Genomic DNA, 25820 nt, shown 5'->3' on the forward strand with positions numbered 1-25820 from the left:
TGCGCGCAGCGCTTACTTCTCCAGGTTCTTCGCGGGCGGATAGTCGCGCGAGTAGACCGGGCTGGCGAGGAAGTCCTTCTGCTCGTACTTCCAGAACTGGCTGACGGCCGGATAGGTCTTCACGACGCTGTTCACCAGCTTGCCGTCCTTGCGCTCCACCTTGCGGATGTAGACGTCCATCAGCGGGTTGCCCAGGTTGTCCAGCTTGATGTGGCCGCGCGGGTCGGCGGTGAGGTCCACCTTGCGCAGGGCCGCCATGAGGGCTTCCTTGTCTTCCACCTTGCCGTTCAGGGACTTGACGGCCTGCTCCAGCATCAGGGCCGCGCCGTAGGCACCGATCGAGTAATAGCCGGGGTCTTCCTTGTACTCGCGCTGCATCGCTTCCACGAACTTCCTGTTGTTCGCGTTCTGGATGCCGGCGGTGTACCAGCCGGAGGAGACGACGTTGAGGGCCTCGTCGCCCATCATCTTGAGCACGCCCTCGTCCACCGTGGTCATCGCGCCCAGCACCGGGATCTTGCCCTTCATGCCGTACTCGTTGTATTGCTTGAGGAACTTCACGCCGTTGCCGCCGGCGAAGGCCGCGAACACGGCATCGACCTTCGGGTTGATCTGGCTGATGTAGCTGCCGTAGTCGGCGACGTTCAGCGGCGACCACAGCTTCTGCACCACCTTGCCGCCGTTCTCCTCGAAGGTGCGCTGGAAGCCGGCGGCGATCTCGTGGCCGAAGGCGAAGTCGTCGGCGATGATCGCGATGCGCTTGTACTTCAGGTCCTTGGCGGCGTACTCGCCCAGCGGATGGTTCGGCTGGGCCGAGGTGCCGACGGCGCGCACGAACCAGGGGTTGGGCTTGCGCTGCGTCAGGTCTTCGGCGGCCGCCGAGGGCGAGATCACCGGCACCTGCGCCTTGCGGATGTAGTCGTCCACCGCCAGCGCCTCGAAGGCCGCCAGCGGGCCGATGATGACGTGGACCTTGTCCTTTTCCACCAGCTCCTGCGCCTTGGTCTTGGTGATCGCCGGCTGGCCGCCGGTGTCGGCGGTGAACAGTTCGACCTTGCGGCCGGCGATCTGGTAGTTGCGCTCCTTCAGGAACAGCTTGAGCCCGTCCTCCATCTGCTTGCCGCCCGCGGCCAGCGCGCCGGACTTGATGGTGAGGAAGCCGAGCCGCAAGGGCTCGCCCTGCGCGTGCGCGGGCACGCTGAAAGCGGAAGCGGCCAGCAAGGCGGCCGCCGAAGCGATGGAAAGCCTGTTCCTGAACATCGTGTCTCCTTGGGTCGGCTCCGGGCCGTTTTGGCGCGCCTTGAGATATCAGGGCTGCGAGTCGCGGACGATAAGGAAGCCCGATCCACCCTCCAATGGGGGAATACCACGACAGGGATTCCACCGATCTCCAGAGTGGACAAGCCGGGGCGCTGAGATATCATGAACCGCCCGCCTGATATCTCAGGAAGCCCCGATTTCAAGCCAACGATGTCCGTGCTCGCCGCTGTTCCCACGCCCGATCCCGCCTCCAGTCGCCTGCTGCGCGAGCAGGTCTACGAACAGCTGCGCGCCGACATCCTGGCCTGCACGCTGGCGCCGGGGGCCGAGATCCGCGAGGGCGAGCTGGCGCTGCGCTTCGGCATCAGCAAGTCGCCGGTGCGCGACGCGCTCATGCAGCTGCAGCGCGAAGGCCTGGTTCTGGCGCTGCCGCGCCAGGGCTACCGCGTGGCCTCGATCTCCCTGGCCGACGTCGAGGACATGTTCCACCTGCGCGCCGCGCTGGAGCGCGCCTGCATGGAGCGCATCGTGCGCCACGCGAGCGACGAGCAGCTGCGCACGCTGGACCGCTTCCGCCGCTTCCTCCCCGCCGAATGGGAGGGCGGCTTCGTGGCCTACAACCGCGCCTTCCACCGCAGCCTGGCGGAGCTGGCGCGCAATGCCCGCATGCGCGACCACCTCGCCGACCTGATCGACCAGATGGAGCGCGCGGTGCTGGTGAGCGTGGCCAACGTGAAGAAGGGCGACCCGCAGTCCGTGGTGCGCGAGCACTGCGAAATGATCGACGCGCTGCAGGCGCGGCAGGCGCGCAAGGCGGAGAAGCTGGCGGAAAAGCACATCGCCGCCGCCGGCAAGCGCGTCAGCACCGCGATCTCGCGCATGGTCGTCCCCGGCTGAATTCCGAACAGACCACAGAAAGGGTTCCCATGCCTGCCAACGACAACGCGCGCGTCCGCGTGCACGGCCTCTTCATCGACGGCGCCGACGTGCCCGCTTCCAGCGACGAGCGCCTGGACGTGCTCAACCCCGCCACCGGCGAGCTGCTGGCGCGCATCAGCCATGCGACCGCCGCCGACGTCGACCGCGCGGTGCGCAGCTCGCGGGCGGCCTTCGAGAGCAAGGAGTGGAGCGGGATGTCGAACCGCACGCGCGCCAGATTGATCAACAAGCTGGCCGACGTGTTCGAGGCGAACCTGGACGAGATGTACCAGCTGGAGACGGCCAACAACGGCCGCTCGGTCAACGAGACGCGCGCGCAGATCTCGCGCCTGCCCGACTTCTTCCGCTACAACGCCGGCCTCGCCATCGCCCGGCGCGACGCCGTGATCCCGGTGGACGGCAACTACCTGAACTACACGCTGCGCACGCCGGTGGGCGTGGTGGGCAACTCCACGCCCTTCAACCACCCGCTGATGATCATGGTGAAGTCGCTGGCGCCGACGCTGGCTTCGGGCTGCACCACGGTGGTCAAGCCCTCGGAGTACACGCCGCTCACGTCGCTGCGGCTCGCGCAGCTGTTCGTCGAGGCCGGCCTGCCCCCGGGCTGCTTCAACATCGTGACCGGGCTCGGCCCCACCACGGGCAAGGCGCTCGCCGAACACCGCGGCATCAACAAATGGGTGCTGACCGGCGGCACGGAAGCGGGCCGCATCACCGGCGCGCTGGCCGGCGCGAACTTCGCGCACCAGACACAGGAACTGGGCGGCAAGACGCCGGTGCTGGTGTTCGACGACTTCGACGTCGACCAGGCCGTGAACTACGCAGCCTTCGGCGCCTTCATCGGCGCGGGCCAGACCTGCATCTGCGGCAGCCGCCAGATCGTGCACGAGCGCATCTACGACGAGTTCGTCGCCAAGCTCGCGGCGAAGGCGAAGACGATCCGCATCGGCAATCCGTCCGACGCTTCGGTGCAGCTGGGACCGGTGGTGTCGAAGCGCCAGCAGGAACGCGTGCTCAAGTACATCCGCATCGGGCTGGAAGAGGACAAGGCGCGCCTCGTCGCCGGCGGCAAGGTGCCCGCCGACGCAGCGCTCGCCAACGGCTTCTTCGTCGAGCCCACCGTGTTCGCCGACGTCACCCCGAAGATGCGCATCTTCCAGGAGGAAGTGTTCGGCCCCTTCGTGTCGGTGACGAAGTTCTCGACCGAGGAAGAGGCGATCGCCATGGCGAACGATTCGGACTTCGGCCTGGCCGGCGCGATCCGCACCAGCAACGTCACGCGTGCGCACCGCGTCGCCGCGCGCCTGAAGTGCGGCATCGTGTGGGTGAACGACCACCACCGGCTCGACCCCGCGTCGCCCTGGGGCGGCGTGAAGGACTCCGGCATCGGCCGCGAGTGCGGCACCGAATCCTTCGACCAGCACTTCGAGACCAAGAGCGTGATGGTGCGGCTGGATGACGCGCCCTTCGACTGGTACAAGGACACGGCCGCGCAACGCCGCCTGAACTGATCGCGCGCGGGGCCGGCAGCGCGGCCCCGCACCCGTTTCCCTAAGGACGCATACGGCAGTTTCCCCGCTGCTGCGTCGCACAATTTCCAAGGGTTACACACCTGACCCGTGGCTTGCAAACACGTCACGGGGATGTCATGGCTGCCGCATAGGATCGTCTCCATGGAAGGCCACCAAGCCCGAAGAGGCCGGCCGATAGGAGAGGTACCCCATGACATCTGCGGACTACCGCATCGAAAGCAGCCGCCCGATCGCCGGGCGCTTCTGGCCCGCCGACGGTTCGAGGCACTACGCGGTGAAGGATCGCGCGCTCGCGGTCAGCCTGGCCGCCAAGAGCTTCAGCCCCGACAGCGAGATCCGCGTGGTCCACGTGCCCACCGGCGAAGTCGTGTTCCGCAAACCGCCGCGGCGCCCGGAGTGGCACGAGGAGCCCTGAGCCTTACCTGCTCCCGGCCCTCAGCGTCCGGCTGAGCAGGATCACCGGCACCAGGCCCACCAGCACCAGCGCCAGCGAGGGCAATGCCGCCTCGCCCAGGCGCTCGTCGCGTGCGAGTTGGTAGGCCACCACCGCCAGCGTGTCGCTATTGAAGGGCCGCAGCACCAGCGTGGCCGGCAGCTCCTTCATCACGTCGACGAACACCAGCAGCGCCGCGGCGGCAGCCGAGCGCTTCAGCAGCGGCCAGTGCACGCGCGCCAGCAGCGCCGCGCCGCCGGTGCCCAGCATGCGCGCGGAATCGTCCAGGCTGCCCGGGATGCGCGCATAGCCGCTCTGCACCGACTGCAGCGCAACCGACACGAAGCGCACGAGATAGGCCCACACGATGCCGACGATGGTCGCCGTCATCCAGTAGCCGACGCCGCTTTGCGGCCAGGTGCTCTGCAGCCAGCCCACCGGCAGCAGCAGGCCCACCACCAGCACGGTCCCGGGCACGGCGTAGCCGAGGCCCGCGAGCTGCACCACGCCGCGCGCCACGCCGCTGGGAGCGCGGCGCAGGCGGTACGCGAGCAGCAGCGCCACCAGCACGGCGAGCACGGCGCTGATCGCGCCGAGCCGCAGGCTGTTGAAGGCCCAATTCAGGAAGCGGTCCCAGGGCAGCACCGACCAGTCCGCGGCCAGCGGCCGCAGCATGAAGGCCAGTGGCAGCACGAATCCGAACAGGATCGGCAAGCCGCAGACCGCCCAGGCCGCGACGCGCGTTCTCCCGTGCAGGCGCGCCGGCTGGGCGTCGGCGCCGCCGCGGCTGCGTCCGGCGGCGAAGCGCAGGCGCTGCTGCGCGCGCATCTCCAGCGCCAGCAAGACCGCCACGACCGCCAGCAGCAAGGTGGCCAGTTGCGCCGCCGCGATGCGGTTGTCCATCGCCAGCCAGGCCTTGTAGATGCCGGTGCTGAAGGTCTGGATGCCGAAGTAGCTCGCCACGCCGAAGTCGGCCAGCGTTTCCATCAGCGCGAGCGCGACGCCGGCGGTGATCGCCGGGCGGGCCAGCGGCAAGGCGACGCTCCGGATGCGGCGCGCGAGCGGCGCGCCCAGCAGCCGCGCCGCTTCCATCAGCTGCGCGGCGCGTTCGGCCAGCGCCGTGCGCACCAGCAGGTAGACGTAGGGATAGAGCGAGAACACGAACACGCCCACCGCGCCCGGCAGGTTGCGCACCTCCGGGAACACGCGGCCCTCCAGGCCGAAGTGGCTGCGGATCCAGGTCTGCAGCGGTCCGCCGAACTGCAGGAAGTCGGTGTACGCATAGGCCACCACGTAGGCCGGCATGGCCAGCGGCAGCAGCAGCGCCCATTCGAAGGTGCGGCGTCCCGGGAAATCGAACAGCGTCACCGTCGCCGCCGCGGCCGTGCCCACCAGCGCCGCGCCGGCCGCCACCGCGATGCACAGCACGATGCTCGTCAGCGCGTAGTCGGGCAGGACGGTGGCGCCCATCTCCCGCAGGATCTGCCCGCTGGCCGCGTTCCACGACAGCCAGGAGCCGAGCACGGCCAGGATCGGCAGCAGCAGCGCTCCGGCGAGCAGGAGCAGCGGAAGGTCGCGCAGCCGCCGCCGGATCAGGGCGCGCGCGAGGCGGGACGGCGGAAGGGAAGGAAGGTCGGGCGTCAAGTAAATGAGAATTGTATGCATCTAGAATCGTCGCCATGCACCTCGAGCTGCGCCAGCTATCCGTCCACTACCCCGGCCGCCCGCGGGCTGCCGTGGAGAACGTGTCGCTGGGGCTGCGCGCCGGCGAGATCGGCGTGCTGATCGGCCCCTCGGGCTGCGGCAAGACGACGCTGCTGCGCGCGGTGGCCGGACTGGAACCCGCGAGTGCCGGCGCGATCCTGGTGTCGGGCCAGCCGGTGGAAGGCGAAGGCGTCCACGTGCCGGCGGAGCGCCGCCAGATCGGCATGGTGTTCCAGGACTACGCCCTCTTCCCGCACCTCGACGTCGGCCGCAACGTGGCATTCGGGCTGGAAGGCAAGCTGCCGGGCGCCGGGCGCCGCCAGCGCGTGGCCGAGGTGCTCGAGCTGGTCGGCCTGGCGGGCACCGAGAAGCGCATGCCGCACGAACTCTCCGGCGGCCAGCAGCAGCGCGTGGCGCTGGCGCGCGCGCTGGCGCCGCGGCCGACGCTGCTGCTGCTCGACGAACCCTTCTCCAATCTCGACGTCGACCTGCGCGAGCGGCTCGCGCACGAGATCCGCGGCATCCTGAAGGCGGCACAGGCGACCGCCCTCTTCGTCACCCACGACCAGCTCGAAGCCTTCGCGATCGGCGACGTGATCGGCGTGATGCACGAGGGCCTGCTGCACCAGTGGGACGATGCGTACACGCTGTACCACCGGCCGGCGACGCGCTTCGTTGCCGACTTCATCGGCCACGGCGTCTTCGCGCCGGCCACGCTCAAGCGCGTGGGCAACAACGTGGTGGTGCACACCGCGCTGGGCGCGCTCACCGACGGCGCGGAATGTCCGCTGCCCGCCGCCTTCAGCTCGGCGCAGTGCGAGGTGCTGCTGCGCGCCGACGACATCATCCACGACGACGACGCGCCGGTGAAGGCGGAGATCCTGCGCAAGGCCTTCCGCGGCTCGGAGTTCCTCTACACGCTGCGCCTGAAGACCGGCGAGACGCTGCTGGCCCACGTGCCCAGCCACCACGACCACAAGGTCGGCGAGTGGATCGGCATCCGCACGCAGGTGGACCACGTGGTGACCTTCCCGCGCGAAGGGGGCGCGGCGGCGGCGCCGATCGCGTCGTTCACGGTCTAGGTCCGTCATCCCCGCGCAGGCGGGGATCCAGGGCTTGCGCCCTGGCCCTTCGATGCCCTGGGTTCCCGCCTTCGCGGGAATGACGGCGAAGGCGGTCCACTTCTTCCCGCAGGTCCTGCGCCCACGCGCGCCGTTCCCGCCCCTGCGCATGCTCCGGCTCACCGAAGCGCACGTGCGCCGCGAACGGCGCCCCCGCCAGCGTGCGCCACAGCGAACCGACCAGCGTGTCGTCCCCGAGGTAGAGCGGCCCATCGCTGTCCTCGCCACTCGCACCATCGACGAAGCGCAGTCCCACCGGCTGCACCGGCGCGCCGGCGGAGATCGCGGCCTGGATCAGGTTGGCGTGGAAGGGCAGCAGCGCGCTGCCATCACCCGTGGTGCCTTCGGGAAACACGGCGACGATCTCGCCGGCCTTGAGGCTCTCGGCGACGTGGTGCACCACGCGCATCGCATCGCGGCGCTTCTCGCGTTCGATGTAGAGCGTGCCGCCGCCGGTGGCCAGCGCGCCCACCAGCGGCCAGTGCTTGACGTCGGCCTTGGACACGAAGCGGCAGTGCCGCGCCGCGTGCATCACCAGGATGTCCAGCCAGGACATGTGGTTGGCCACCAGCAGCACGGGACCCCGTGCCGGCGGCTGTCCGTGCACGTGCAGCGGGATGCCCAGGATGCCCAGCATGCGCTGCGACCAGGCCTGCACGGTGGCGTCGCGCCGCTGCTGGTTCCAGCGCGGGAACAGCAGCGTGATCGTGAACCAGCCGGCGATCGCGTGGACCAGGACGCGCGAGATACGCCAGAGCGCGCGCAGCGACCTCACCGGTCCTCGTGGGCGACCGTGCCGCCGACGATGGTGAAGCGCACCCGTCCCGGCAGCTCGTGGCCGGCGAAGGGCGTGTTGCGGCCCTGGCTGCGCAGCCGCGCGGGCGTCACCGTCCATGCATCCTGCGGATCGAAGATGCAGACGTCGGCCACGCCGCCGTCCACCAGTTGGCCGGCGCTCGCCTGCAGCGTGCCGAGCGAGGTGCCGAGCACGCGCGCCGGCTCGCTGGTGAGCACGGCCAGCGCGCGCACCAGGCCGACGCCGCTTTCCTGGCCCCACTTCAGGGCCAGTCCCAGCAGCAGTTCCAGTCCCGTGGCGCCCGGCTCGGCTTCGGCGAAAGGCAGGGTCTTCGCGTCTTCGTCCACCGGCGTGTGGTCCGAGACCAGCGCGTCGATGGTGCCGTCGGCGAGCGCCTCGCGCAGCGCGTCGCGATCGCGCTGCTGGCGCAGCGGCGGCGACAGGCGCATGCGGCTGTCGAAGTAGCCGATGTCGACGTCGGTGAGGTGCAGCGAGTTGATGCTGACGTCGCAGCTGACCGCCAGGCCCTCCTGCTTCGCCTGCCGCACGAGGTCGACGCCCTTGGCGCTGCTGATGCGGCACAGGTGCACGCGGCCGCCGGTGGCGCGCATCAGTTCGAAGATCGTGTGCAGCGCGATCGTCTCGGCCATCGCCGGGACGCCCGAGAGGCCCAGGCGCGTGGCGAGCGGGCCGCTGGCGGCCACGCCCTTGCCCAGGTGGTAGTCCTGCGGCCGCAGCCACACCGTGTAGCCGTAGGTGGCGGCGTACTGCATCGCGCGCTGCAGCACCTGCGTGTTCTGCAGCGGCACCTCGGCCTGGCTGAAGCCGACGCAGCCCGACTCGGTGAGTTCGGCCATCTCGGTCAGCACCTCGCCGGCGAGGCCGCGCGTGAGCGCGCCCAGCGGGAACACGCGCGCCTGGTGCAGCTTCTCGGCGCGGAACTTGAGCATGTCGACCAGGCCCGGTTCGTCCAGCACCGGATCGGTATCGGGCGGGCACACAAGACTCGTCACGCCGCCGGCCACCGCCGCCGCCATCTCGCTTTCCAGCATGCCTTCGTGCTCATGGCCCGGCTCACGCAGCCGCGCGGCGAGGTCCACCAGGCCCGGCGCGACGATGCAGCCGCGCGCGTCGATCACGCGGTTGGCGCTGAAGCCCTCGGGCACCTGGCCCACGCCGATCACGCGGCCGGCGGCCACCGCGACGTCGCAGATCTCGTCGAAGTTGCGCGCCGGGTCGATCACCCGGCCGTTCTTGATCAGGATTTTCATGCCGCCTCCCGCACGTTGCCGGCGACGATGCCCATCACGGCCATGCGCACGGCGATGCCGAAGGTCACCTGCGGCAGGATCACGCTCTGCTTGCCGTCCACGACGGCGGAGTCGATCTCCACGCCGCGGTTGATCGGTCCCGGGTGCATCACGATGCAGTCCGGCTTGGCGAGCGTCAGGCGCTCCGGCGTGAGGCCGTAGCGCTTGAAGAATTCCTGCGAGGACGGCAGCAGCGCGCCGCTCATGCGCTCGTTCTGCAGCCGCAGCATGATGATGACGTCGCAGCCCTTGATGCCCTCCTCCAGCGAGTGGCAGACGCGCACGCCCATCTCCTTCATGTCGCCGGGCACCAGCGTCTTGGGGCCGACCACGCGCACCTCGGCGCAGCCGAGCGTGGTGAGCGCATGGATGTCGGAGCGGGCCACGCGCGAATGCAGCACGTCGCCCACGATCGCCACCGTGAGGTTGCTGAAGTCCTTCTTGTAGTGGCGGATGGTGTACATGTCCAGCAGCCCCTGCGTGGGGTGCGAGTGCCGGCCGTCACCGGCGTTGACCACGTGCACGTGCGGCGCGACGTGCTGCGCGATCAGGTAGGGCGCGCCCGATTCGCTGTGGCGCACCACGAAGATGTCGGCCGCCATCGCCGACAGGTTGGCGATGGTGTCCAGCAGCGACTCGCCCTTGGAGGCCGAGGAGCGCGAGATGTCGAGGTTGATCACGTCGGCCGACAGGCGCGTGGCCGCGATCTCGAAGGTGGTGCGCGTGCGCGTGCTGTTCTCGAAGAACAGGTTGAACACGCTCTTGCCGCGCAGCAGCGGCACCTTCTTCACCTCGCGGTCGCTCACGCTCACGAAGTTGGAAGCGGTGTCGAGGATCTGCGTCAGGATGTCCCGGGGCAGGCCTTCGATGGAGAGCAGGTGGATCAGCTCCCCGTTCTTGTTCAGTTGCGGGTTTCGTTTGTAGAGCATGGGTTAGCTCGCGCTCTCGACGTCGAAGGTGAACTGGCCCGCGGCATTGCGCGCCAGCGCCAGCGATTGAGCGGCGGGCAGCGAGACGCGCGCGGCGGCGAAGTCGGCCTGCACCGGCAGCTCGCGGCCGCCGCGGTCGACCAGCACCGCCAGCTGCACCGACGCCGGCCGGCCGTAGTCGAACAGTTCGTTGAGCACCGCGCGGATCGTGCGGCCGGTGTAGAGCACGTCGTCGAGCAGCAGGATGTGGGCGCCGTTGACGTCGAAATCGAGCTTGGTCTGGGCGGTGGCGGACAGTCCGCGCCGCGCGAAGTCGTCGCGGTGCATCGCGGAGGAGATGACGCCGGGCTCGCCGGCCAGGCCCATGTCCTTCTGCAGGCGCTCGGCCAGCCAGGCGCCGCCGGAGGTGACGCCGACCAGGCGCATGTCGCCGCGGTGCAGTTTCTGCACGCCGCGCAGGAGCTCGCGGTACAGCGCCTCGGCATCGAGCGTCAGCGTGCCGTTGGTGGAGGCGGGATTCAAGGCAGGCTCCTCATGAATTGTTCCAGGATCACGCAGGCCGAGGCCGCGTCCGCGTCGCGCGCTCCGGAGGCCAGGGCCTCGGTCGTGCTGTAGCGCTCGTCCACCTCGTACACCGGCTTGCCGCAGCGGCTGCGGAGCTGCCGGGCGAACTTGCGCGCACGCGCCGTATTGTCGTGGCTCGCCCCGTCGGGATGGAAGGGCACGCCGACGACCAGCGCGTCGGGCTGCCACTCCGTCACCCGGGCCTGCGCTTCCGCCAGACGGGCGTCGTTGCCCTCGGCGCGAATGGTGGGTTGCGGCGTGGCGGTGCGCAGCATGCGGTTGCCGACGGCCACGCCGGTCCGCCTGGCACCGAAATCGAAAGCGAGAAAGGTCTGGAACTGCGGGGGGACTTCGGGCACCGGCAGGGTGCTCATGCGTGTCCCGCTCCGGGCGAGAGCATCCAGGACTGCAGGCCCAGCAGCGAGAGCGCCTTTTCGTAACGCTCCTCGATGGGTGTGTCGAAGATCACGCTGGGATCGGCGCCCACCGTCAGCCAGGAGTTTTCCGCCAGTTCCGACTCCAGCTGGCCCTCGCCCCAGGCGGAATAGCCGAGCGTGACGAGCAGCCTGCGCGGGCCGGCGCCGGTGGAGATCGCCTCCAGGACGTCCTTGGAGGTGGTCATCTCCAGCCCGCCGGGGATGGTCATGGTGGAGGCGTAGATCGACTCGTTGGGGTCGCCGCCCTCGGCGTGCACCGCCTCGTGCAGCACGAAGCCGCGCTCCGTCTGCACGGGGCCGCCCTGCAGCACGGGGGTGCGGGCCAGCTCGTCGCGGCCCAGCGGCAGGTCGACCTTCTCGAACAGGTTCTTCAGGTTGATGTCGGTCGGCTTGTTGATCACCAGCCCGAGCGCGCCGCGCGGGCTGTGCTCGCACAGGTACACGACCGAGCGCGCGAACGACGCGTCCTGCAGCCCGGGCATGGCGATCAGGAAGTGGTGCGTCAGGTTCATCGAGTCTGCCTCTTCGGCCATGTCGTGGATTTTATGGGAGTGTGGGAAGCTCCGGCGATCGCCCAGGAGATGCCCATGTCCGAGCCCATCCACTCCGCCTGGCCGCCGCTGCCCTGGCCTGACTGGCAGCCCACCCACGACGCCCTGCACCGCTGGATGCAGGTGGTCGGCAAGCTCAAGCTCGCCTGCATGCCCTGGACCAACCACTCCTGGCACGTGACCTTCGCGCTTACCGCGCGCGGCCTGGGCACCGGTGCGATGCCCTGCGGCGGGCGCAGCTGGCAGGCGGAGTTCGATTTCCTCGCGCATCGCCTGCGTCTGGACGCGAGCGATGGCCGGTCGGCCGAGGTCGCGCTGGAGGCGCAGTCGGTCGCCAGCTTCCATGCACGCGTGTTCGAAGCGTTGCGCGCGCTGGAGATCCCCTTCGCGATCCGCACCATGCCCTGCGAGATCGCGGACGCGATCCCCTTCGACGAGGACACGGCGCCACGGCCCTACGACGGCGATGCGGCCCAGCGCTTCTGGCGCGTGCTGCTGCAGGCCGATCGCGTTCTGCGCCTCTTTCGCGCGCGCTTCGTCGGCAAGGCGAGTCCGGTGCATTTCTTCTGGGGCGCGATGGACCTCGCGGTGACGCGCTTTTCCGGCCGCACGGCGCCGCCGCATCCGGGCGGCGCGCCGCACACGGCCGACTGGGTGATGCGCGAGGCCTATTCGCACGAGGTGAGCAGCTGCGGCTTCTGGCCCGGGGCGGGGCTGGGCGAGCCGGCCTTCTACAGCTATGCCTATCCGCAGCCGGAGGGATTCGCGCAATGGCCGGTGCGGCCGGAGGCCGCGACCTACAACGCGCAGCTGGGCGAGTTCGTGCTGCCCTACGAGGCGGTGCGCAGGGCGGCAGATCCGGACCAGGCGCTGCTGGCGTTCCTGCAAAGCACGTACGAGGCGGCGGCGACGCTGGCGAAGTGGGAGCGCGGCGCCCTCGACGCCGTCATTCCCGCGGAGGCGGGCATCCAGGGCATCAGGAAGTGAAAACGCGGCCGGCGGCCGCGTTTTGTGAATGCCCTGGGTCCCCGCCTGCGCGGGGATGACGGCTACGCCGACACCGACTGCACGCTGTAGTGCTTCACCAGGCTCATCAGCTCCTCTTCCGAATAGGGCTTGCCGAGGTAGTGGTTCACGCCCAGCTCTTTCGCGTGCTCGCGGTGCTTTTCCGCGATGCGCGAGGTGATCATCACGATCGGCAGGTGCGCCAGGCGCGAGTCGCCGCGGATGTTGCGCGCCAGGTCGAAGCCGTCCATGCGCGGCATCTCGATGTCCGACAGCACCACCGCAGGCAGTTCCTCGGCCAGCTTCTCCAGCGCCTGCAGGCCGTCGGCGGCGAGCGCCACGCGGTAACCTTCGCGCGTCAGCAGGCGCTGCGTCACGCGGCGCACGGTGATCGAGTCGTCCACCACCAGCACCAGCGGCACCGCGGGCGCGGACGGCACGATCGTCGGCGCGACCACGCGCACCGCGCCTTCGCCCAGGGCCTCGGGGCTCGCCTGGTCGGTGCTCATCGCACGCGCCTGCTCGCCGTACACCTGCGTCAGCGCCACCGGGTTGTAGATCAGCACCACGGCGCCGGAGGCCAGCACGGTCATGCCGGCCAGGCCGGGCAGCCGCGCCAGCTGCGGGCCGAGGTTCTTCACCACGACTTCCTGGTTGCCCAGGATTTCGTCGACGTGCACCGCCACGCGCTGCGCGGCGGAGCGGAAGATCACCACCGGCAGCGTCTTGCCCTGCGGCTCGCTGGTGCGGGTGGAGGACTGCAGCAGCGCGCCCGACCAGAAGAAGGGCAGCTGCTCGCCGGCGAACTCGAAGCTGCCGGTGTTGTACGCGTTCTGCACTTCCTTCTGGCTGGCGCGGCGCACCAGTTCCACCAGGTTGGCCGGCACGCCGATGGACTGCTTGCCCGAGCGCACCATCACCACCTGCGTCACCGCGGTGGTCAGCGGCAGCACCAGCTTGAAGCTGGTGCCGCGGCCGGCCTGGGTGGTCGTTTCGATGCGGCCGCCGAGCGCGTTGACTTCGGCGCGGACGACGTCCATGCCGATGCCGCGGCCGGCGAGTTCGGTCACCTGCTGCGCGGTGGAGAAACCGGGCAGGAAGATCAGGTTGGCGGCTTCGTCGTCGGACAGCTGCTGCTGCGGCGTGATCAGCCCCTGCTGCAGGGCCTTGTCGCGGATCCGCGCGATGTTGAGGCCGGCGCCGTCGTCATGGAACTCCACCGAGACGTCGTTGCCTTCCTGGCGCACGTGGATGACGATGTTGCCGCTGGGGTCCTTGCCGGCCGCCGCGCGCACGTCCGGCGTTTCGATGCCGTGCGCCACGCAGTTGCGCAGCAGGTGCTCGAAGGCGGCCGTCATGCGGTCCAGCACGCCGCGGTCCATCTCGATGGAACCGCCCAGGATGTCCAGCTTGACCTGCTTGGCGCTTTCCTTGGAGGCCAGGCGCACCACGCGGTACAGGCGGTCCGAGATGCCCTCGAACTCCACCATGCGGGTGCGCAGCAGGTCGCGCTGCAGTTCGCGCGTCTGGCGCGCCTGCGCGACCAGGTCGTCTTCGGTCGCTTCCACCACGCGGTGGATGTTCCGCTGCACGGTGGCCACGTCGTTCACCGATTCGGCCATCAGGCGCGTCAGTTCCTGCACGCGGGTGAAGCGGTCGAACTCCAGCGGGTCGAAGCCGGCGGCGGTGTCCTTGGCCTGCGCCATGCGCGACTGCATCTGCGACTCGGCCTGCACCTCGATCTCGCGCAGCTGCGAACGCAGGCGGTCGAGGTTGCCGGTGAGGTCGGTCAGCGAGCCGCGCAGCTGCTTCAACTCCGACTCGAGGCGCGAGCGGGTGATCATCACCTCGCCGGCCTGCGTCACCAGGCGATCGAGCAGTTGCGAACGCACGCGCACCGCCTGGTTGGCGGCCTGGCGTGCCTGCGTGACGGTGGTCTGCACCGGCAGCGCGATCGCGGTGCTGCGCACCGGGGCGGGCTGCGCGGGCGCGGACGCCGGCTGCGCGGCGTGCCGGGGCGTTTCCGCCGCCACAGGCTTCACCGGTTCGGGCTGCGGCTGCGGCGTGGCCTGGGCCATCGCGACCGCCGCGGCGGCGGCGCTGGTGGACGCCTGCGGCTGCGCCGCCTCGCCTTCCGCCGGCGCGAAGCCGCCGGTGGCGCGCAGCGTGTCGAAGCGCGACTGCATCGCGTCGAAGCGGTGCAGCAGGGCGTCGATGTCGGCCGCGGCGATGTTGTCGTGGCCGAGGTATTCCACCTCGGACTCCATGCGGTGCGCCAGTTCACCCAGCTGCAGCGCGCCGGCCAGGCGGGCGCTGCCCTTCAGGGTGTGCAGGACGCGCAGCACCTGGTCGCGCGGCTCGCGCTGTTCGGGCCGCGAGGCCCACTGGCGCAGCGAGCTGCCCAGTTGCGGCATCAGTTCTGCGCCCTCTTCCTCGAAGATCGGGAACAGGTCGGGGTCGATGGCGTCGACCACGTCCATCTGCTCGTCGTCCACGCTCACGACCGGCGCGCGCGGCGCGGCGGGGGGCACGATGGCGGCCGGCCTGGCGATCGGCGAGGCCGCGACCGGGCGCACCGGCGCGGCGGCGGGCTTCGCCGGCGTGAAATCGAGATCGACGAAGTCCTTGGGCAGTTCGCTTTCCGGCGAGTCGGTGCGCAGCTCGCCCTCGATGTCCTTCAGCGCGTGCAGCGCCTGCAGCAGGCGCTGCTCCGGATCCTTCAGGAAGCCGGCGGCGAACTGGTGCAGCAGGCGGCGCACTTCCTCGGCCGCCTCGGTGAAGGTGCGGGCATGCTCCGGCGTGCCGCAGGCGAACTGCTGCGTGTGCTGCAGGGCGTGCTCGAGTGCGCGGGCGATGTCCGACAGCGCCTGGAAGCCCACGGTGGCCGAACTGCCGGCGAGCGCGTGCGCCCAGCCGACGGTGGAATCCGGCACGCGCTGGTTCATCTCCAGCGTCCACTCGCTGATCTCGGTGGCGAGGCGGCGCGACCATTCGTCCGCCTCGTTGAGGTACACGTTGTAGAGCGGGATGCCGATGCGCAGGGTCCCGATCACCTTGACCTGCTCGTCGCGCGCGGGCTCCGGTTCGATCACGGGCTCGGCGGGCGGCACGACCTGCAAGTGCTTCTTCTCGGCCACCGGCGCGGGCTTCGCGGCCGGCGGCTCGGCTTCCGTGGCGGGGCCGGCCACGGCGGACAGGCTGGAGAAGTCGATGCCCGCGATCTCCATCGGCTCGATCGCCGGCGGCTGCGCGCGCACCGGCGGCTCGATGTCCATGCGCGGCAGGATCGCGGTGGCCGCGAGCTCGGGCATCTCCCCGGCCACGGGCGGCTGCGGCAGGTCGATCTTCGGCAGGATCGCGGTGCTGCCGAACTGGCGGAATTCCTCCGGCAGTTCGTCGTCGCTCAGCTCCTGGGCTTCGGCGGCGGGCGCGCGCTCGGTTTCGGGCTCGCTCGCCGGGACATCGAGTTCCAGCGCGGGCAGCAGGCCGGCCACGGGCGCGATTTCGGCGGGTTGCGCGGCGGCCTCGGCCGGCGTGTCCCCGAGGTCCAGCGTGAAACCGAGGTCCTGCAAGTCCATCGCCGGCGCGGCGACAGGCGCGGGCGCGGCCGGCTGGGCCGCGGAGAGGTCGTCCAGCGAGAACTCGATGGCGTCGACGGCGGGTGCGGGTTCCGGCGCGCCGGCTTCCGGCAGGTCGCCGAAGCCGCTGTCCAGCGCCACCAGGTTGGACAGGATGGCGGCGTCCTGCGCGGTCGCAGGCCCGGCCTCGGCCACGGCCGGCGCGTCGGGCAGGTCGATCGTCGCCAGCCGGCCTTCGGTGCGCATCGCATCGGCGGCCGTGCGGAACACCGAAGCCTTCCAGGTGCCTTCGTTGTGCGCGGCGATGTCGGCGATCCAGAGGCCGAAGCCCTGCATGGCCTGCGTAGCCAGCGCGCGCAGTTCGTCGCTGGCCGGCTTCTGGTCGGCGAGCCAGGTGTTGAGCACCTGCTCCATCGACCAGGCGGCTTCGCCGAACTCGTTGAGGCCCACCATGCGCGAGCTGCCCTTGAGCGTGTGGAAGGCGCGGCGCAGCGTGGTCAGCTCGGAAATGTTCTTGGGCTCGTCGGCCAGCACCTGCAGCGCGGCGAGGCCGTTCTGCACCACCTCGCGCGCTTCCTCCAGGAAGATCTCGCGCAGCTCGGCGTCGCCGTCGTCATCGTCGGCGGCAGCAGGTGCAACGGGCGCGGCCGCCGCGACCGGTGCGGGAGCGGCAACGGGAGGCGCGGCATTGGGAACCGCGGCGGGCGCGAGTTCCAGCGGCGGCAGGTCGAGGCCGAGGCCGGGCGCGGCAGGCGCCGGCACGGCCTTGGGCGCGCTCTCGGGTGCCTTCGCGGCAGGCGCGGGTTTCGCGGCGGCGCGCGGTGCCGGTTCGCCTTCGGCGCGGCCCATCAGCGGCTTCAGCTCGCTCGCGGCGTCGTCCCAGACGAACAGCTTCTTGGCCAGCGTCGGCTGGTAATTCAGCATGTCGATCAGGAAGCCCAGGGCGCCGAGGTTGATGCCCAGCTTGTCGAAGGTGCCGGCGGCGCGCGCCTTCTCTTCCTCGACTTCCGTCACGATGATGTTTTCGACCGTGTCGCGCATGCGCATCACGGCCTGCGAAGCCTGGTCCAGCCCCAGCACCGACAGCACGCCGCGCATCTGCGCGAAGTACGCCGGCGCGTCGCGCAGCGGGCCCTTGTCGGCCGGATTGCGGAAGAACTGGTCGAGCAGCTTCTCCAGCTCGTTCATGGTGCCGCGCAGCTCGCCCACCACGCTGCCCATCGTCTGCTTGTCGCTGACGCGCCGGTACAGTTCCTCGACCCAGTGTTCCAGCGGCTCGGGCTGGCCGCCCTTGACCACCTTCTGCAGGCGCTCGGACAGGCGCGCGGTGCGATCGGCGAGCTGCTGGTCGTTCGGATCCAGGTCCTGGAAGGCCGCCTCGAGGTACAGCACCGCGGTGGCGACTTCCATCGCGAGTTCCGCGCTGGGGGCCTTGCCGCTCTTGACGACGCCGTCGACGGCGCCGGCCAGCGTCTTGGCCAGCGGATCGGAGCCCGGATAGAGCTTCACCAGCGTGTCGCACACGCCGTGGAACTGTTCGCTGACGCCCTTGACCCGGTGCGCCTCGCCGCCCGACAGCGCGGACCAGGTGTCCTTCGCCGTTCCGATGCGCTTGCGCAACTGGCTCAGAAGCACCGGGTCGAAGCGGCCGAAGGGGCTGGTGGCGTAGTCCACCGGCTGCGCCTTGGCCAGGCCGTAGGACTGGCGCGTGGCGGCCAGCGCCGGCGCGTCGGCGGCGTTCTTCGGCACGGACTGGGCGCAGAAGAACACGAGGTCCTGCGCGAGGCGATCCGACACGCCCTGGTCGCCCTTGGCGAGCGAGGCGTACTGCAGCAGCACGCGCGAAGCCGCGCGCTTGACGTAGACGTCCGCGGGCAGCAGGCCCTGCGCGATCGCCTCGAAGTAGCCCGCGGCAATCTTCCAGAAGATCCTCGGCTGGCGCGCCGTCTGCGTGGCCGCCAGGCCCAGGCTCACTTCCGCGAGGTCCTTGCCGGCCGCGGCATCGGCGGACTTCACGATCTTCAGCACCGCCTGGTCCATGCGGGCGCGGATCGCGGGGTCGTACTGCAGCGCCGGCGCGGCGGACGCGAGCTCGAAATCGTTCCAGCGCCAGTCCATGCCCCACAGGTCGGCCGGGTGCACGCGGTCGGCGCCGGTGAGGTCCTGCACGTCCTTGTATTGCAGGAACAGCGACAGCGGCGACACGTTCTTGCCGCCCAGCATCGCCTCGAGGTATTCGGTCAGCGCGAAGCCGGCGCGTTCCACCTTGGCGGCGGCCTGCTCGGTGCACAGCTCGGGACGCTCGATGAATTTCTGCGCCGCCGCTTCCATGCAGCGCAGCATGTGCGCGGGGGCGCCCATGCCCACCATCTCCAGCGCGCCGACGGCCTGGTGCATGTGCTGGCGCGCGATGCGCAGCTGGCCGGTGTCGACCGAGGCCATGTCCTCGCCCTTGGCCTGCGCGGTGTCGCGCACGAAGCGGCGCAACGCGGAGGAAGCGGACTCGAGGGACTTGCGCAGTTCGTCCAGCACCCAGGCCAGGGGGCCCAGGTCGTTGTGCGCCAGATCGATTTCTTGGGTCGCTTGCATTGAAGTTCCGTCTCTTCGCGCTGCGCGGCCGGCGCCCCGATTCCCCTCGGGCGCCGTTCCTTGTTCTCTTTACGCGATCTTGAACCGCGACACCGACTGGCGCAGTTCTTCCGCCATGCGGGTCAGTTCGCGCACCTGCTGCGCCGTCGACCGCGTGCCTTCACCGGTCTGTTCCGTCACCGCGAAGATGTGCTGGATGTTGCCGGCCACCACGTTGGCCGACTCGGCTTCCTTGGACGCGGACATCGAGATCTGTTCGATCAGCTCGGCGAGCCGGCGCGACACCTGGTCGATCTCCGTCAGCGCGGTACCCGCGTTGTCGGACAGCTTGGCTCCTTCGACCACGCCCTGCGTGGAGCGCTCCATGGCGGCCACCGCGTCCTGCGTGTCGGTCTGAATCGCCTTCACCAGCGCCGAGATCTGGCGCGTGGCGTCCGCGGAGCGTTCGGCCAGTCGCTGCACTTCTTCCGCCACCACCGAGAAGCCGCGTCCCGCTTCGCCGGCCGACGCGGCCTGGATGGCGGCGTTCAGGGCCAGCACGTTCGTCTGTTCGGTAATGTCGGAAATCAGCTCGGTGATTTCGCCGATCTCCTGCGAGGATTCGCCCAGGCGCTTGATCCGCTTGGAGGTTTCCTGGATCTGGTCGCGGATCGCGTTCATGCCGCCGATCGCGTTCTGCACGGCGTGCAGGCCGGACTCCGCGGCGCTCAGCGACTGGCGCGCCACCTGGGCCGATTCCTGCGCCTGGCCGGCCACCGTGTTGATTCGGGTCGCCATGTCCAGCACCGACTGGCCGGTTTCGCGGATCTCGCGCAGCTGCTCGGTGGAGGCCGCCAGCAGCTCGGTGGAGGTGGATTCCACCTGCGCCGTCGTCTGCGCCACCTTGGTCGCCGTGTTCTGCACGGCGCCCACCAGCTGCCGCAGTTCTTCCACCGTGTAGTTCACCGAGTCGGCGATGGCGCCGGTGATGTCCTCGGTCACGGTGGCTTCCTGCGTCAGGTCGCCTTCGGCCACCGACTGCAGTTCGTTCATCAATCGCAGAATGGCCGCCTGGTTGGCGTCGTTCACGCGCTTGGCTTCCTGCTCCTGGCGCTCGGCTTCGTGGCGCTGCGATTCGGCGCGTTCCTGGCGGGCCCGCGAGTCCTGCAGCTGCACGTAGGCGAGGCCGATGGCGCAGCCGATGGCGAACAGCGAGGAGACGGCCAGCGCGATCAGCGCGGCGGCGCCCAGGCCGGTCTGCGCGGACAGCTTGCCCTGCACGTCCTCCAGCGAGCGGCGCAGCGGCTCGGAGTCGGCAATGATCGAGGCCTGCGCTTCGCGCGCGGACACCAGGCCCTGCAGGTTGCCCAGGATGGCGCCGGCCTGCGTGCGGGTCTGTTCGTACAGCTTCAGCAGCGCGTCGAGGCGCTCGCGGGTCTGTTCGTCCTTGGTGGCGGCCAGGCGCAGTTCCGGGCTGCCATCCAGCATGCCCTGGGCGATTTCCTTGAACGAGTTCAGGTCCTTGCCCAGCAGGAACACGGCTTCCGGCGACACGCCTTCCATGGTCAGGAATTCGTTGGCGGACTTGCCGATACGCTGGGTCAGCATCACCAGCTGGCCGGCGGCGGAGATCTCGGAAGGCGGCGCGTTCTGCTGCAGCTTCAGCGACGACACCGTCTCGGCGATCTCCAGCAGGTCGGACGACTGGCGGTTGATGGTGCGCAGCGCGGCGCCCACCTGCGTCAGGATCTTCTGCTGGCCCATCACGGTCTTGGCGTTCTTCTCGGCGCGCTCCATCAGCGGCACGATCTTCTCCAGGTCCGGCTGCATCTCGTGCGTCACCGCGGCGAGTCGCATTTCGTCGTTGCCGGCCTTCAGGCCGCGGACCGTCTGCGCCAGCACCACCGCGCTCTCCTGCACGTCCGGGAAGGCCTGCGGGCTGCCGATCAGCGCCTGCGACACCGACTTGGCCAGGCGCTGCGACTGCATCAGCGCGTTGCCGGTACCGGCCACCTGCTGGGCGACCTTGTCCGCCTGGTTCACCGCGAAGATCGCCACCGAGCCCAGCACCACCAGGGCCAGCGACAGCAGCGTGAACAGCACGCGCTGGTGCGTCGCCGTCGTGCGGCGTCCGAGGAAGGGAACCCGGATCAGTTCCGCTTCGTCGACGTCCTCGGTGATCGACTCCTCGCCCAGCGTGTCCGGGTCCTGCGTGCTGCCCGCGTCGATGGCATTGGCGGACGTCACCGGCGACCCGAGGCTCAGTTCCTGGGTGACGGACGGGTCGGCCTCCTCGGGCTGCTTCTTGGCAAACAGGTTCTTCAGGGAAAAAGCGGACATGGGTGCTGCCTTCGGGAAGGTTCTAAGCGCTGATGCTCAGGAATTGCGGTTGTTGCGACAGCGCCTGCAGGTTGATCTCCTGCCAGTACGCGCCGCCGGCATCGGTGTAGCCGCTGCCGAAATACCCGGGCGAGCCCTCGGGGGCGGCGCCGGAGGAGACGAAGGCGTCGGTGTTGCGCAGGCCGGCGAGCCGGTCGATGAGCAACGCGCAATTGAGGTCGAGGAGCTGGTTCAGCGCGACGAGGCGGGACTCGGCCCGGCCGGCGTCGGAGCGCTGCGCGGGCGGCCGGCCGCTGACGTAGCTGGCCAGGTCGACGACGCCGAACAGGCCGCCGCGCAGGTTGGCCACGCCCAGGAACCAGTCCTGCGTGTACGGGACGGTCTGGGGGGCCGCGTAGGGGAAGATCTCGCCCGACTGGGCGAGCGGGAACAGGAACCTGGCGCCGCCGGATTCGACGGCGAGCCAGCCCGCCTGCACACCCTCGGCGCGGGCAGCCTGCAGCCGGCTGGCCAGCCGGTTCTGCAGCTCTCGGAGGGCTTCGCGGTTGGCCATGGGAAGGGACTGCGGGTCTGGCGCGGGCGCGTCAGCCCAGGGCCTTGATCTTGGCCATGAGCTCGGTCGCGTCGACCGGCTTGGTGATGTAGTCGCGCGCGCCCTGGCGCATGCCCCAGACGCGGTCGGTCTCCTGGTTCTTGCTGGTGCACATGATGATCGGCACGTCGGCGTACAGCGGATCGCGCGAGATCGCGCGGGTCAGCTGGAAGCCGTTCTGGCCGGGCATCACGACGTCCATCAGGATCAGGTCGGGCTTTTCCTCGGCGAGGCGGCGGAACGCGTCCTCCGCGCTCTCGGCGGTCTTCACGGCGAACCCGTTCTTCTGCAACAGGTCCGTCATGAACATCAGTTCGGTCTTGGAATCGTCGACCACGAGCACTTTCCGGATGGCCATGGCATCACTCCTTGTTATTTCGCACTGCCGAACTGCTGCACGGTCTGCAGCAGCTGGTCTTTCGTGAATGGTTTGGTCAGGTAGTCCTGCGAGCCGACCATGCGGCCGCGGGCCTTGTCGAAAACGCCGTCCTTGGACGAGAGCATCACGACCGGGACGGACGAGAACTTGGCGTTGCGCTTGATGATCGCGCAGGTCTGGTATCCGTCCAGGCGCGGCATCAGGATGTCGCAGAAGATCAGGTTGGGTTCGTAGTCGTTGACCTTGGACAGGGCATCGAACCCGTCCTCGGCCAGCAACACCTCGTGGCCCCCCTGCTTCAGGAAGATCTCCGCACTGCGCCGGATGGTGTTGCTGTCATCGATCACCAACACCTTCAATCCAGTGGTGCTCACTTGAAGCGCTCCTCACTTGTAACTGCTCAAGCGGCATCCCTCGACAGAGTCCCAACGCCGCGTTCTTTTAGATCTGGACCATCTCGAAGTCCTCCTTGCGCGCCCCGCACTCGGGGCAGGTCCAGTTCATCGGCACCTGCTCCCACGGGGTTCCGGGGGCGATGCCATGCTCGGGCGAACCGGCGGATTCGTCGTAAATCCACCCGCAAATCAGACACATCCAGGTCTTCGTATCAGTCACAGCTTAAAGGGGGTTCGAATAGAATGCAACGATTGTATCGGGGGCCTTTCCCTACGCTTTCACGAGCGGACCGCCATCGAAGATCACGGGCCCATGACTAATTCCACACCTATCGAAACACGCCCGGACGAACCGGAAAGCGAAGATTCCGGTCCGGCGTGCGTGATGGTGTTCAACGCGAGCGATCCGAGCGGCGCCGGCGGACTGGCCGCCGACATCACCGCGATCGCATCGGTCGGTGCCCATCCCCTCCCCATCGTGACCGGCGCCTACGTGCGCGATACCGGCGAGGTGTTCGACCATTTCGCCTTCGACGAGGACGCGGTCGCAGAGCAGGCGCGCACCATCCTCGAGGACGTCCCGGTGCAGGTGATCAAGGTCGGTTTCGCCGGCAGCCCCGAGGCGCTGGCGACCATCGCGGAGATCGCCGCGGACTATCCCGACGTGCCCCTCATCGCGTACATGCCGAGCCTCTCGTGGTGGGACGAAGGCCTGTCCGACCTGTACGAAGATGCCTTCCGCGAACTGCTGTTGCCGCAGACGACCGTGTTGGTAGGAAACCACAGCACCCTGTGGCGCTGGCTGTTGCCTGAGTGGAACAGCGAGCGCAGCCCGAACGCGCGCGACCTCGCCAAGGCAGCCTCGGAAATGGGCGTGCCCTATACGCTGGTGACCGGCGTGCCGCTGCCCGAGCAGTTCGTGGAGAACGTGCTCGCCACGCCGCAGACGACGCTGGCCAGCGAGAAGTTCGAGCGCTTCGACGCCGTGTTCTCCGGCGCCGGCGACACGCTGTCCGGCGCGCTCGCCGCGCTGGTGGCCGGCGGCGCCGACCTCGCGGCGGCCACCACCGAGGCGCTCGCCTATCTCGATCGCTGCCTCGACGGCGGCTTCCGGCCCGGCATGGGCCACGTGGTGCCGGACCGGCTGTTCTGGGCGCAGCCCGAAGCCGCCGACGGCGAGGACGACGAGCCCGGCACCGATTCCCCCGAGGGCTTCGACTTCCCCGCCCATGACACAAAGCATTGACCGCAACCAGCAGCTCTTCGACCGCGCCCGCGCGCTGATCCCCGGCGGCGTCAATTCGCCGGTGCGCGCCTTCCGCGCCGTCGGCGGCACCCCGCGCTTCGTGCAGCGGGCGCAGGGCGCGTACTTCTGGGACGCCGACGGCAAGCGCTACATCGACTACATCGGCTCCTGGGGTCCCATGATCCTGGGCCACGGCCATCCGCGCGTGCTGGAAGCCGTGCAGAAGGCGGCGCAGGACGGCTTCTCCTTCGGCGCGCCGACCGAGCGCGAAGTCGAACTGGCCGAGGAGATCGTCAGGCACCTGCCCGCCGTGGAGATGGTGCGGCTCGTGAGCTCCGGCACCGAAGCGGCGATGAGCGCGATCCGCCTGGCGCGCGGCGCCACCGGCCGCAGCCGCATCGTCAAGTTCGAGGGCTGCTACCACGGCCACGCCGACGCCCTGCTGGTGAAGGCGGGCTCCGGCCTCGCCACCTTCGGCCACCCCACCAGCGCCGGCGTGCCGCCCGAGGTGGTGCAGCACACGCTGGTCCTGGAATACAACAACGTCGCCCAGCTCGAGGAAGCGTTCGCGCAGCACGGCAAGGACATCGCCTGCATCGTGATCGAGCCGATCGCGGGCAACATGAACTTCGTGCGCGCCAGCCTGCCCTTCATGGCGCGCTGCCGCGAGCTGTGCACGCAGCACGGCGCGCTGCTGGTGCTCGACGAGGTGATGACGGGCTTCCGCGTGGCGCTCGGAAGCGCGCAGGGCCTCTACGCGAAGGCGATCCCCGGCTTCCGCCCCGACCTCACGGTGCTGGGCAAGGTGATCGGCGGCGGCATGCCGCTGGCGGCCTTCGGCGGGCCGCGCGCGATCATGGAGCAGCTCGCGCCGCTCGGCCCGGTCTACCAGGCCGGCACGCTCTCGGGCAACCCCATCGCCACGGCCTGCGGCCTGGCGACGCTCAAGGAGATCGCGCAGCCGGACTTCTTCCCCGCGCTGGCACGCAAGACGCGCTCCCTGGTCGACGGCCTGACGGCTGCCGCGGCCGAGGCGGGCATCCCGTTCGCGGCCGATTGCGAAGGCGGCATGTTCGGCTTCTTCCTGCTTCCCGCATTGCCGCAGAACTACCCGCAGGTGATGAAGAGCGACGCGCCGAAATTCGGCCGGCTGTTCCACGGCCTGCTCGATCGCGGCGTGTACATCGCGCCGGCGCTGTACGAGGCGGGATTCGTGAGCTCGGCACACACGGAGCAGGATCTTGCGGCGACGGTAGCCGCGGCCAAGGAAGTCTTCCGCTCCCTCTGAGCGTCACCCCCGCGCAGGCGGGGGCCCAGGGCGTCCAGGAACAAAAGCGGCCGAATGGCCGCTTTTGCTTTCAATGCCCTGGATCCCCGCCTCCGCGGGGATGACGAGGATCAGTGACGGAAGTGGCGCACGCCCGAGAAGACCATGGCCACGCCGCGCTCGTCGGCGGCGGCGATGACTTCCTGGTCCCGCATCGACCCACCCGGCTGGATCACGCAGGTCGCGCCCGCGTCGACCACCACGTCGAGGCCGTCGCGGAAGGGGAAGAAGGCGTCGCTCGCCACCGCCGTGCCCGCCAGCGAAAGCTTGGCATGCTGCGCCTTGATGCTGGCGATGCGCGCGGAGTCGAGGCGGCTCATCTGGCCTGCGCCGACACCCATCGTCATGCCGTTCGCGCAGAACACGATCGCGTTGCTCTTCACGTACTTCGCGACCTTCCAGGCGAACAGCAGGTCCTCGAGCTGCTGCGGCGTCGGCTGCTTCTTGCTGACCACCTTGAGGTCGCTGGCGGCGAGCTCATGGTTGTCGGCGGTCTGGATCAGGAGGCCGGAACCGACACGCTTGATGTCCATCATGTTGCGGCCGTTGTCCCAGTCGGTCGCGCCGCCCTTGGGCAGCGCGATCTCGAGCACCCGCACGTTGAGCTTGGCCTTGGTGGCCTGGAAGACTTCGAGCGCCTCGGGCGTGTAGCCTGGCGCCATCAACACCTCGACGAACTGCTTGGCGATGGCCTGCGCGGTGTCGGCGTCGACCGGGCGGTTGAAGGCGATGATGCCGCCGAAGGCCGAGGTCGGGTCGGTCTTGAAGGCCTTGCCGTAGGCTTCGGCAGCGTCCTTGCCGATGGCCACGCCGC

At 69.5% G+C, this 25820-nt stretch carries 21 protein-coding genes and 1 pseudogene; 7 read left to right on the forward strand and 15 right to left on the reverse strand.

The genetic code is table 11. The annotated features are described in order from the left end of the window. Positions 1 to 12 precede the first annotated feature (12 nt). Positions 13 to 1260, reverse strand: coding sequence for an ABC transporter substrate-binding protein (locus VF522_RS14920; protein WP_330909075.1), 1248 nt, complete (start codon positions 1258 to 1260; stop codon positions 13 to 15). 210 nt (positions 1261 to 1470) lie between these two features. On the opposite strand from VF522_RS14920, the gene VF522_RS14925 reads away from it, so the two are divergent. From VF522_RS14925 to VF522_RS14935, 3 genes are all read left to right on the forward strand, one after another. Further along, complete coding sequence (locus VF522_RS14925) at positions 1471 to 2157, forward strand: GntR family transcriptional regulator (RefSeq protein WP_330909077.1); 687 nt, start codon at positions 1471 to 1473, stop codon at positions 2155 to 2157. A gap of 29 nt (positions 2158 to 2186) precedes the next feature. Continuing rightward, the gene (locus VF522_RS14930; RefSeq protein ID WP_330909078.1) at positions 2187 to 3710 is read left to right on the forward strand and encodes an aldehyde dehydrogenase; all 1524 of its coding nucleotides are present in this window, start codon (positions 2187 to 2189) and stop codon (positions 3708 to 3710) included. Between the two features lie 211 nt (positions 3711 to 3921). Continuing rightward, positions 3922 to 4146, forward strand: coding sequence for a hypothetical protein (locus VF522_RS14935; RefSeq protein ID WP_330909079.1), 225 nt, complete (start codon positions 3922 to 3924; stop codon positions 4144 to 4146). 3 nt (positions 4147 to 4149) lie between these two features. Here the strand turns inward: VF522_RS14935 and VF522_RS14940 are convergent, their stop codons facing one another. Beyond that, complete coding sequence (locus VF522_RS14940) at positions 4150 to 5829, reverse strand: ABC transporter permease (protein WP_414709536.1); 1680 nt, start codon at positions 5827 to 5829, stop codon at positions 4150 to 4152. Positions 5830 to 5843: 14 nt separating this feature from the next. Here VF522_RS14940 and VF522_RS14945 point away from each other — a divergent pair, with 14 nt between their 5' ends. Next, on the forward strand, positions 5844 to 6950 hold the full coding sequence (locus tag VF522_RS14945; protein ID WP_330909080.1) for an ABC transporter ATP-binding protein: 1107 nt from the start codon (positions 5844 to 5846) through the stop codon (positions 6948 to 6950). Here the strand turns inward: VF522_RS14945 and VF522_RS14950 are convergent. From VF522_RS14950 to VF522_RS14975, 6 genes are read right to left on the reverse strand one after another with little or no spacing between them, the layout of a single operon-like run. Continuing rightward, complete coding sequence (locus VF522_RS14950) at positions 6940 to 7764, reverse strand: lysophospholipid acyltransferase family protein (protein ID WP_330909081.1); 825 nt, start codon at positions 7762 to 7764, stop codon at positions 6940 to 6942. The genes VF522_RS14945 and VF522_RS14950 overlap by 11 nt on opposite strands. Beyond that, positions 7761 to 9056, reverse strand: coding sequence for a dihydroorotase (locus VF522_RS14955; protein ID WP_330909082.1), 1296 nt, complete (start codon positions 9054 to 9056; stop codon positions 7761 to 7763). The genes VF522_RS14950 and VF522_RS14955 overlap by 4 nt, the downstream gene beginning before the upstream one ends. Continuing rightward, positions 9053 to 10024 carry an aspartate carbamoyltransferase catalytic subunit gene (locus tag VF522_RS14960; protein WP_330909083.1) on the reverse strand — a complete coding sequence of 324 codons (972 nt, stop codon included), beginning with the start codon at positions 10022 to 10024 and terminating at the stop codon, positions 9053 to 9055. The genes VF522_RS14955 and VF522_RS14960 overlap by 4 nt, the downstream gene beginning before the upstream one ends. 3 nt (positions 10025 to 10027) lie before the next feature. Further along, positions 10028 to 10546 carry a bifunctional pyr operon transcriptional regulator/uracil phosphoribosyltransferase PyrR gene (gene pyrR / locus VF522_RS14965; RefSeq protein ID WP_330909084.1) on the reverse strand — a complete coding sequence of 173 codons (519 nt, stop codon included), beginning with the start codon at positions 10544 to 10546 and terminating at the stop codon, positions 10028 to 10030. Beyond that, positions 10543 to 10962, reverse strand: a complete 420-nt coding sequence (ruvX, locus tag VF522_RS14970; RefSeq protein WP_330909085.1) for a Holliday junction resolvase RuvX — start codon at positions 10960 to 10962, stop codon at positions 10543 to 10545. Before ruvX ends, pyrR begins: the two co-directional genes overlap by 4 nt. Then, positions 10959 to 11558, reverse strand: a complete 600-nt coding sequence (locus tag VF522_RS14975; protein ID WP_330909086.1) for a YqgE/AlgH family protein — start codon at positions 11556 to 11558, stop codon at positions 10959 to 10961. The genes ruvX and VF522_RS14975 overlap by 4 nt, the downstream gene beginning before the upstream one ends. A 54-nt stretch (positions 11559 to 11612) precedes the next feature. Here VF522_RS14975 and VF522_RS14980 point away from each other — a divergent pair, with 54 nt between their 5' ends. Beyond that, a complete protein-coding gene (locus tag VF522_RS14980) occupies positions 11613 to 12563 on the forward strand; it encodes a DUF5996 family protein (protein WP_330909087.1) in 951 nt (316 codons plus the stop codon). Between the two features lie 62 nt (positions 12564 to 12625). Here the strand turns inward: VF522_RS14980 and VF522_RS14985 are convergent, their stop codons facing one another. The 6 genes from VF522_RS14985 to VF522_RS15010 all read right to left on the reverse strand — a co-directional run bounded on the left by VF522_RS14985 (position 12626) and on the right by VF522_RS15010 (position 22653). Further along, entirely contained in the window at positions 12626 to 18748 is a 6123-nt protein-coding gene (locus VF522_RS14985) for an Hpt domain-containing protein (RefSeq protein ID WP_330909088.1), read from the reverse strand. A gap of 69 nt (positions 18749 to 18817) precedes the next feature. Next, positions 18818 to 21067 (reverse strand): methyl-accepting chemotaxis protein, encoded by a 2250-nt coding sequence (locus tag VF522_RS14990; RefSeq protein ID WP_330909089.1) that lies wholly within the window; start codon positions 21065 to 21067, stop codon positions 18818 to 18820. A 22-nt stretch (positions 21068 to 21089) separates the two neighbouring features. Continuing rightward, positions 21090 to 21620 (reverse strand): chemotaxis protein CheW, encoded by a 531-nt coding sequence (locus VF522_RS14995; RefSeq protein WP_330909090.1) that lies wholly within the window; start codon positions 21618 to 21620, stop codon positions 21090 to 21092. 31 nt (positions 21621 to 21651) lie between these two features. Further along, entirely contained in the window at positions 21652 to 22017 is a 366-nt protein-coding gene (locus VF522_RS15000) for a response regulator transcription factor (RefSeq protein WP_330909091.1), read from the reverse strand. 14 nt (positions 22018 to 22031) lie between these two features. Continuing rightward, entirely contained in the window at positions 22032 to 22412 is a 381-nt protein-coding gene (locus tag VF522_RS15005; RefSeq protein ID WP_330909092.1) for a response regulator, read from the reverse strand. A gap of 67 nt (positions 22413 to 22479) precedes the next feature. Continuing rightward, the gene (locus tag VF522_RS15010; RefSeq protein ID WP_330909093.1) at positions 22480 to 22653 is read right to left on the reverse strand and encodes a rubredoxin; all 174 of its coding nucleotides are present in this window, start codon (positions 22651 to 22653) and stop codon (positions 22480 to 22482) included. A gap of 93 nt (positions 22654 to 22746) precedes the next feature. Here VF522_RS15010 and thiD point away from each other — a divergent pair, with 93 nt between their 5' ends. Beyond that, positions 22747 to 23679: a bifunctional hydroxymethylpyrimidine kinase/phosphomethylpyrimidine kinase gene (thiD, locus tag VF522_RS15015; RefSeq protein ID WP_330909094.1), complete on the forward strand. Its 933-nt coding sequence runs from the start codon at positions 22747 to 22749 to the stop codon at positions 23677 to 23679. After that, on the forward strand, positions 23663 to 24967 hold the full coding sequence (gene hemL, locus VF522_RS15020; RefSeq protein WP_330909095.1) for a glutamate-1-semialdehyde 2,1-aminomutase: 1305 nt from the start codon (positions 23663 to 23665) through the stop codon (positions 24965 to 24967). Before thiD ends, hemL begins: the two co-directional genes overlap by 17 nt. A gap of 110 nt (positions 24968 to 25077) precedes the next feature. Here hemL and purH read toward each other — a convergent pair. Then, positions 25078 to 25820, reverse strand: a pseudogene (gene purH, locus VF522_RS15025) (bifunctional phosphoribosylaminoimidazolecarboxamide formyltransferase/IMP cyclohydrolase); the annotation flags it as partial.

Source organism: Ramlibacter sp., from assembly GCF_036383835.1.
Lineage (GTDB): Bacteria > Pseudomonadota > Gammaproteobacteria > Burkholderiales > Burkholderiaceae_C > Ramlibacter.

Coding starts and splice junctions, on each gene's coding strand:
- VF522_RS14995 (WP_330909090.1), bottom strand. CDS start 21,620: ATGGCCAACCGCGAAGCCCTCCGAGAGCTGCAGAACCGGCTGGCCAGC.
- VF522_RS14920 (WP_330909075.1), bottom strand. CDS start 1,260: ATGTTCAGGAACAGGCTTTCCATCGCTTCGGCGGCCGCCTTGCTGGCC.
- VF522_RS14925 (WP_330909077.1), top strand. CDS start 1,471: ATGTCCGTGCTCGCCGCTGTTCCCACGCCCGATCCCGCCTCCAGTCGC.
- VF522_RS14975 (WP_330909086.1), bottom strand. CDS start 11,558: ATGGCCGAAGAGGCAGACTCGATGAACCTGACGCACCACTTCCTGATC.
- VF522_RS15000 (WP_330909091.1), bottom strand. CDS start 22,017: ATGGCCATCCGGAAAGTGCTCGTGGTCGACGATTCCAAGACCGAACTG.
- VF522_RS14930 (WP_330909078.1), top strand. CDS start 2,187: ATGCCTGCCAACGACAACGCGCGCGTCCGCGTGCACGGCCTCTTCATC.
- VF522_RS14960 (WP_330909083.1), bottom strand. CDS start 10,024: ATGCTCTACAAACGAAACCCGCAACTGAACAAGAACGGGGAGCTGATC.
- VF522_RS14940 (WP_414709536.1), bottom strand. CDS start 5,829: ATGCATACAATTCTCATTTACTTGACGCCCGACCTTCCTTCCCTTCCG.
- VF522_RS14980 (WP_330909087.1), top strand. CDS start 11,613: ATGTCCGAGCCCATCCACTCCGCCTGGCCGCCGCTGCCCTGGCCTGAC.
- VF522_RS14955 (WP_330909082.1), bottom strand. CDS start 9,056: ATGAAAATCCTGATCAAGAACGGCCGGGTGATCGACCCGGCGCGCAAC.
- VF522_RS14945 (WP_330909080.1), top strand. CDS start 5,844: ATGCACCTCGAGCTGCGCCAGCTATCCGTCCACTACCCCGGCCGCCCG.
- VF522_RS14990 (WP_330909089.1), bottom strand. CDS start 21,067: ATGTCCGCTTTTTCCCTGAAGAACCTGTTTGCCAAGAAGCAGCCCGAG.
- hemL (WP_330909095.1), top strand. CDS start 23,663: ATGACACAAAGCATTGACCGCAACCAGCAGCTCTTCGACCGCGCCCGC.
- ruvX (WP_330909085.1), bottom strand. CDS start 10,962: ATGAGCACCCTGCCGGTGCCCGAAGTCCCCCCGCAGTTCCAGACCTTT.
- thiD (WP_330909094.1), top strand. CDS start 22,747: ATGACTAATTCCACACCTATCGAAACACGCCCGGACGAACCGGAAAGC.
- VF522_RS14935 (WP_330909079.1), top strand. CDS start 3,922: ATGACATCTGCGGACTACCGCATCGAAAGCAGCCGCCCGATCGCCGGG.
- VF522_RS14985 (WP_330909088.1), bottom strand. CDS start 18,748: ATGCAAGCGACCCAAGAAATCGATCTGGCGCACAACGACCTGGGCCCC.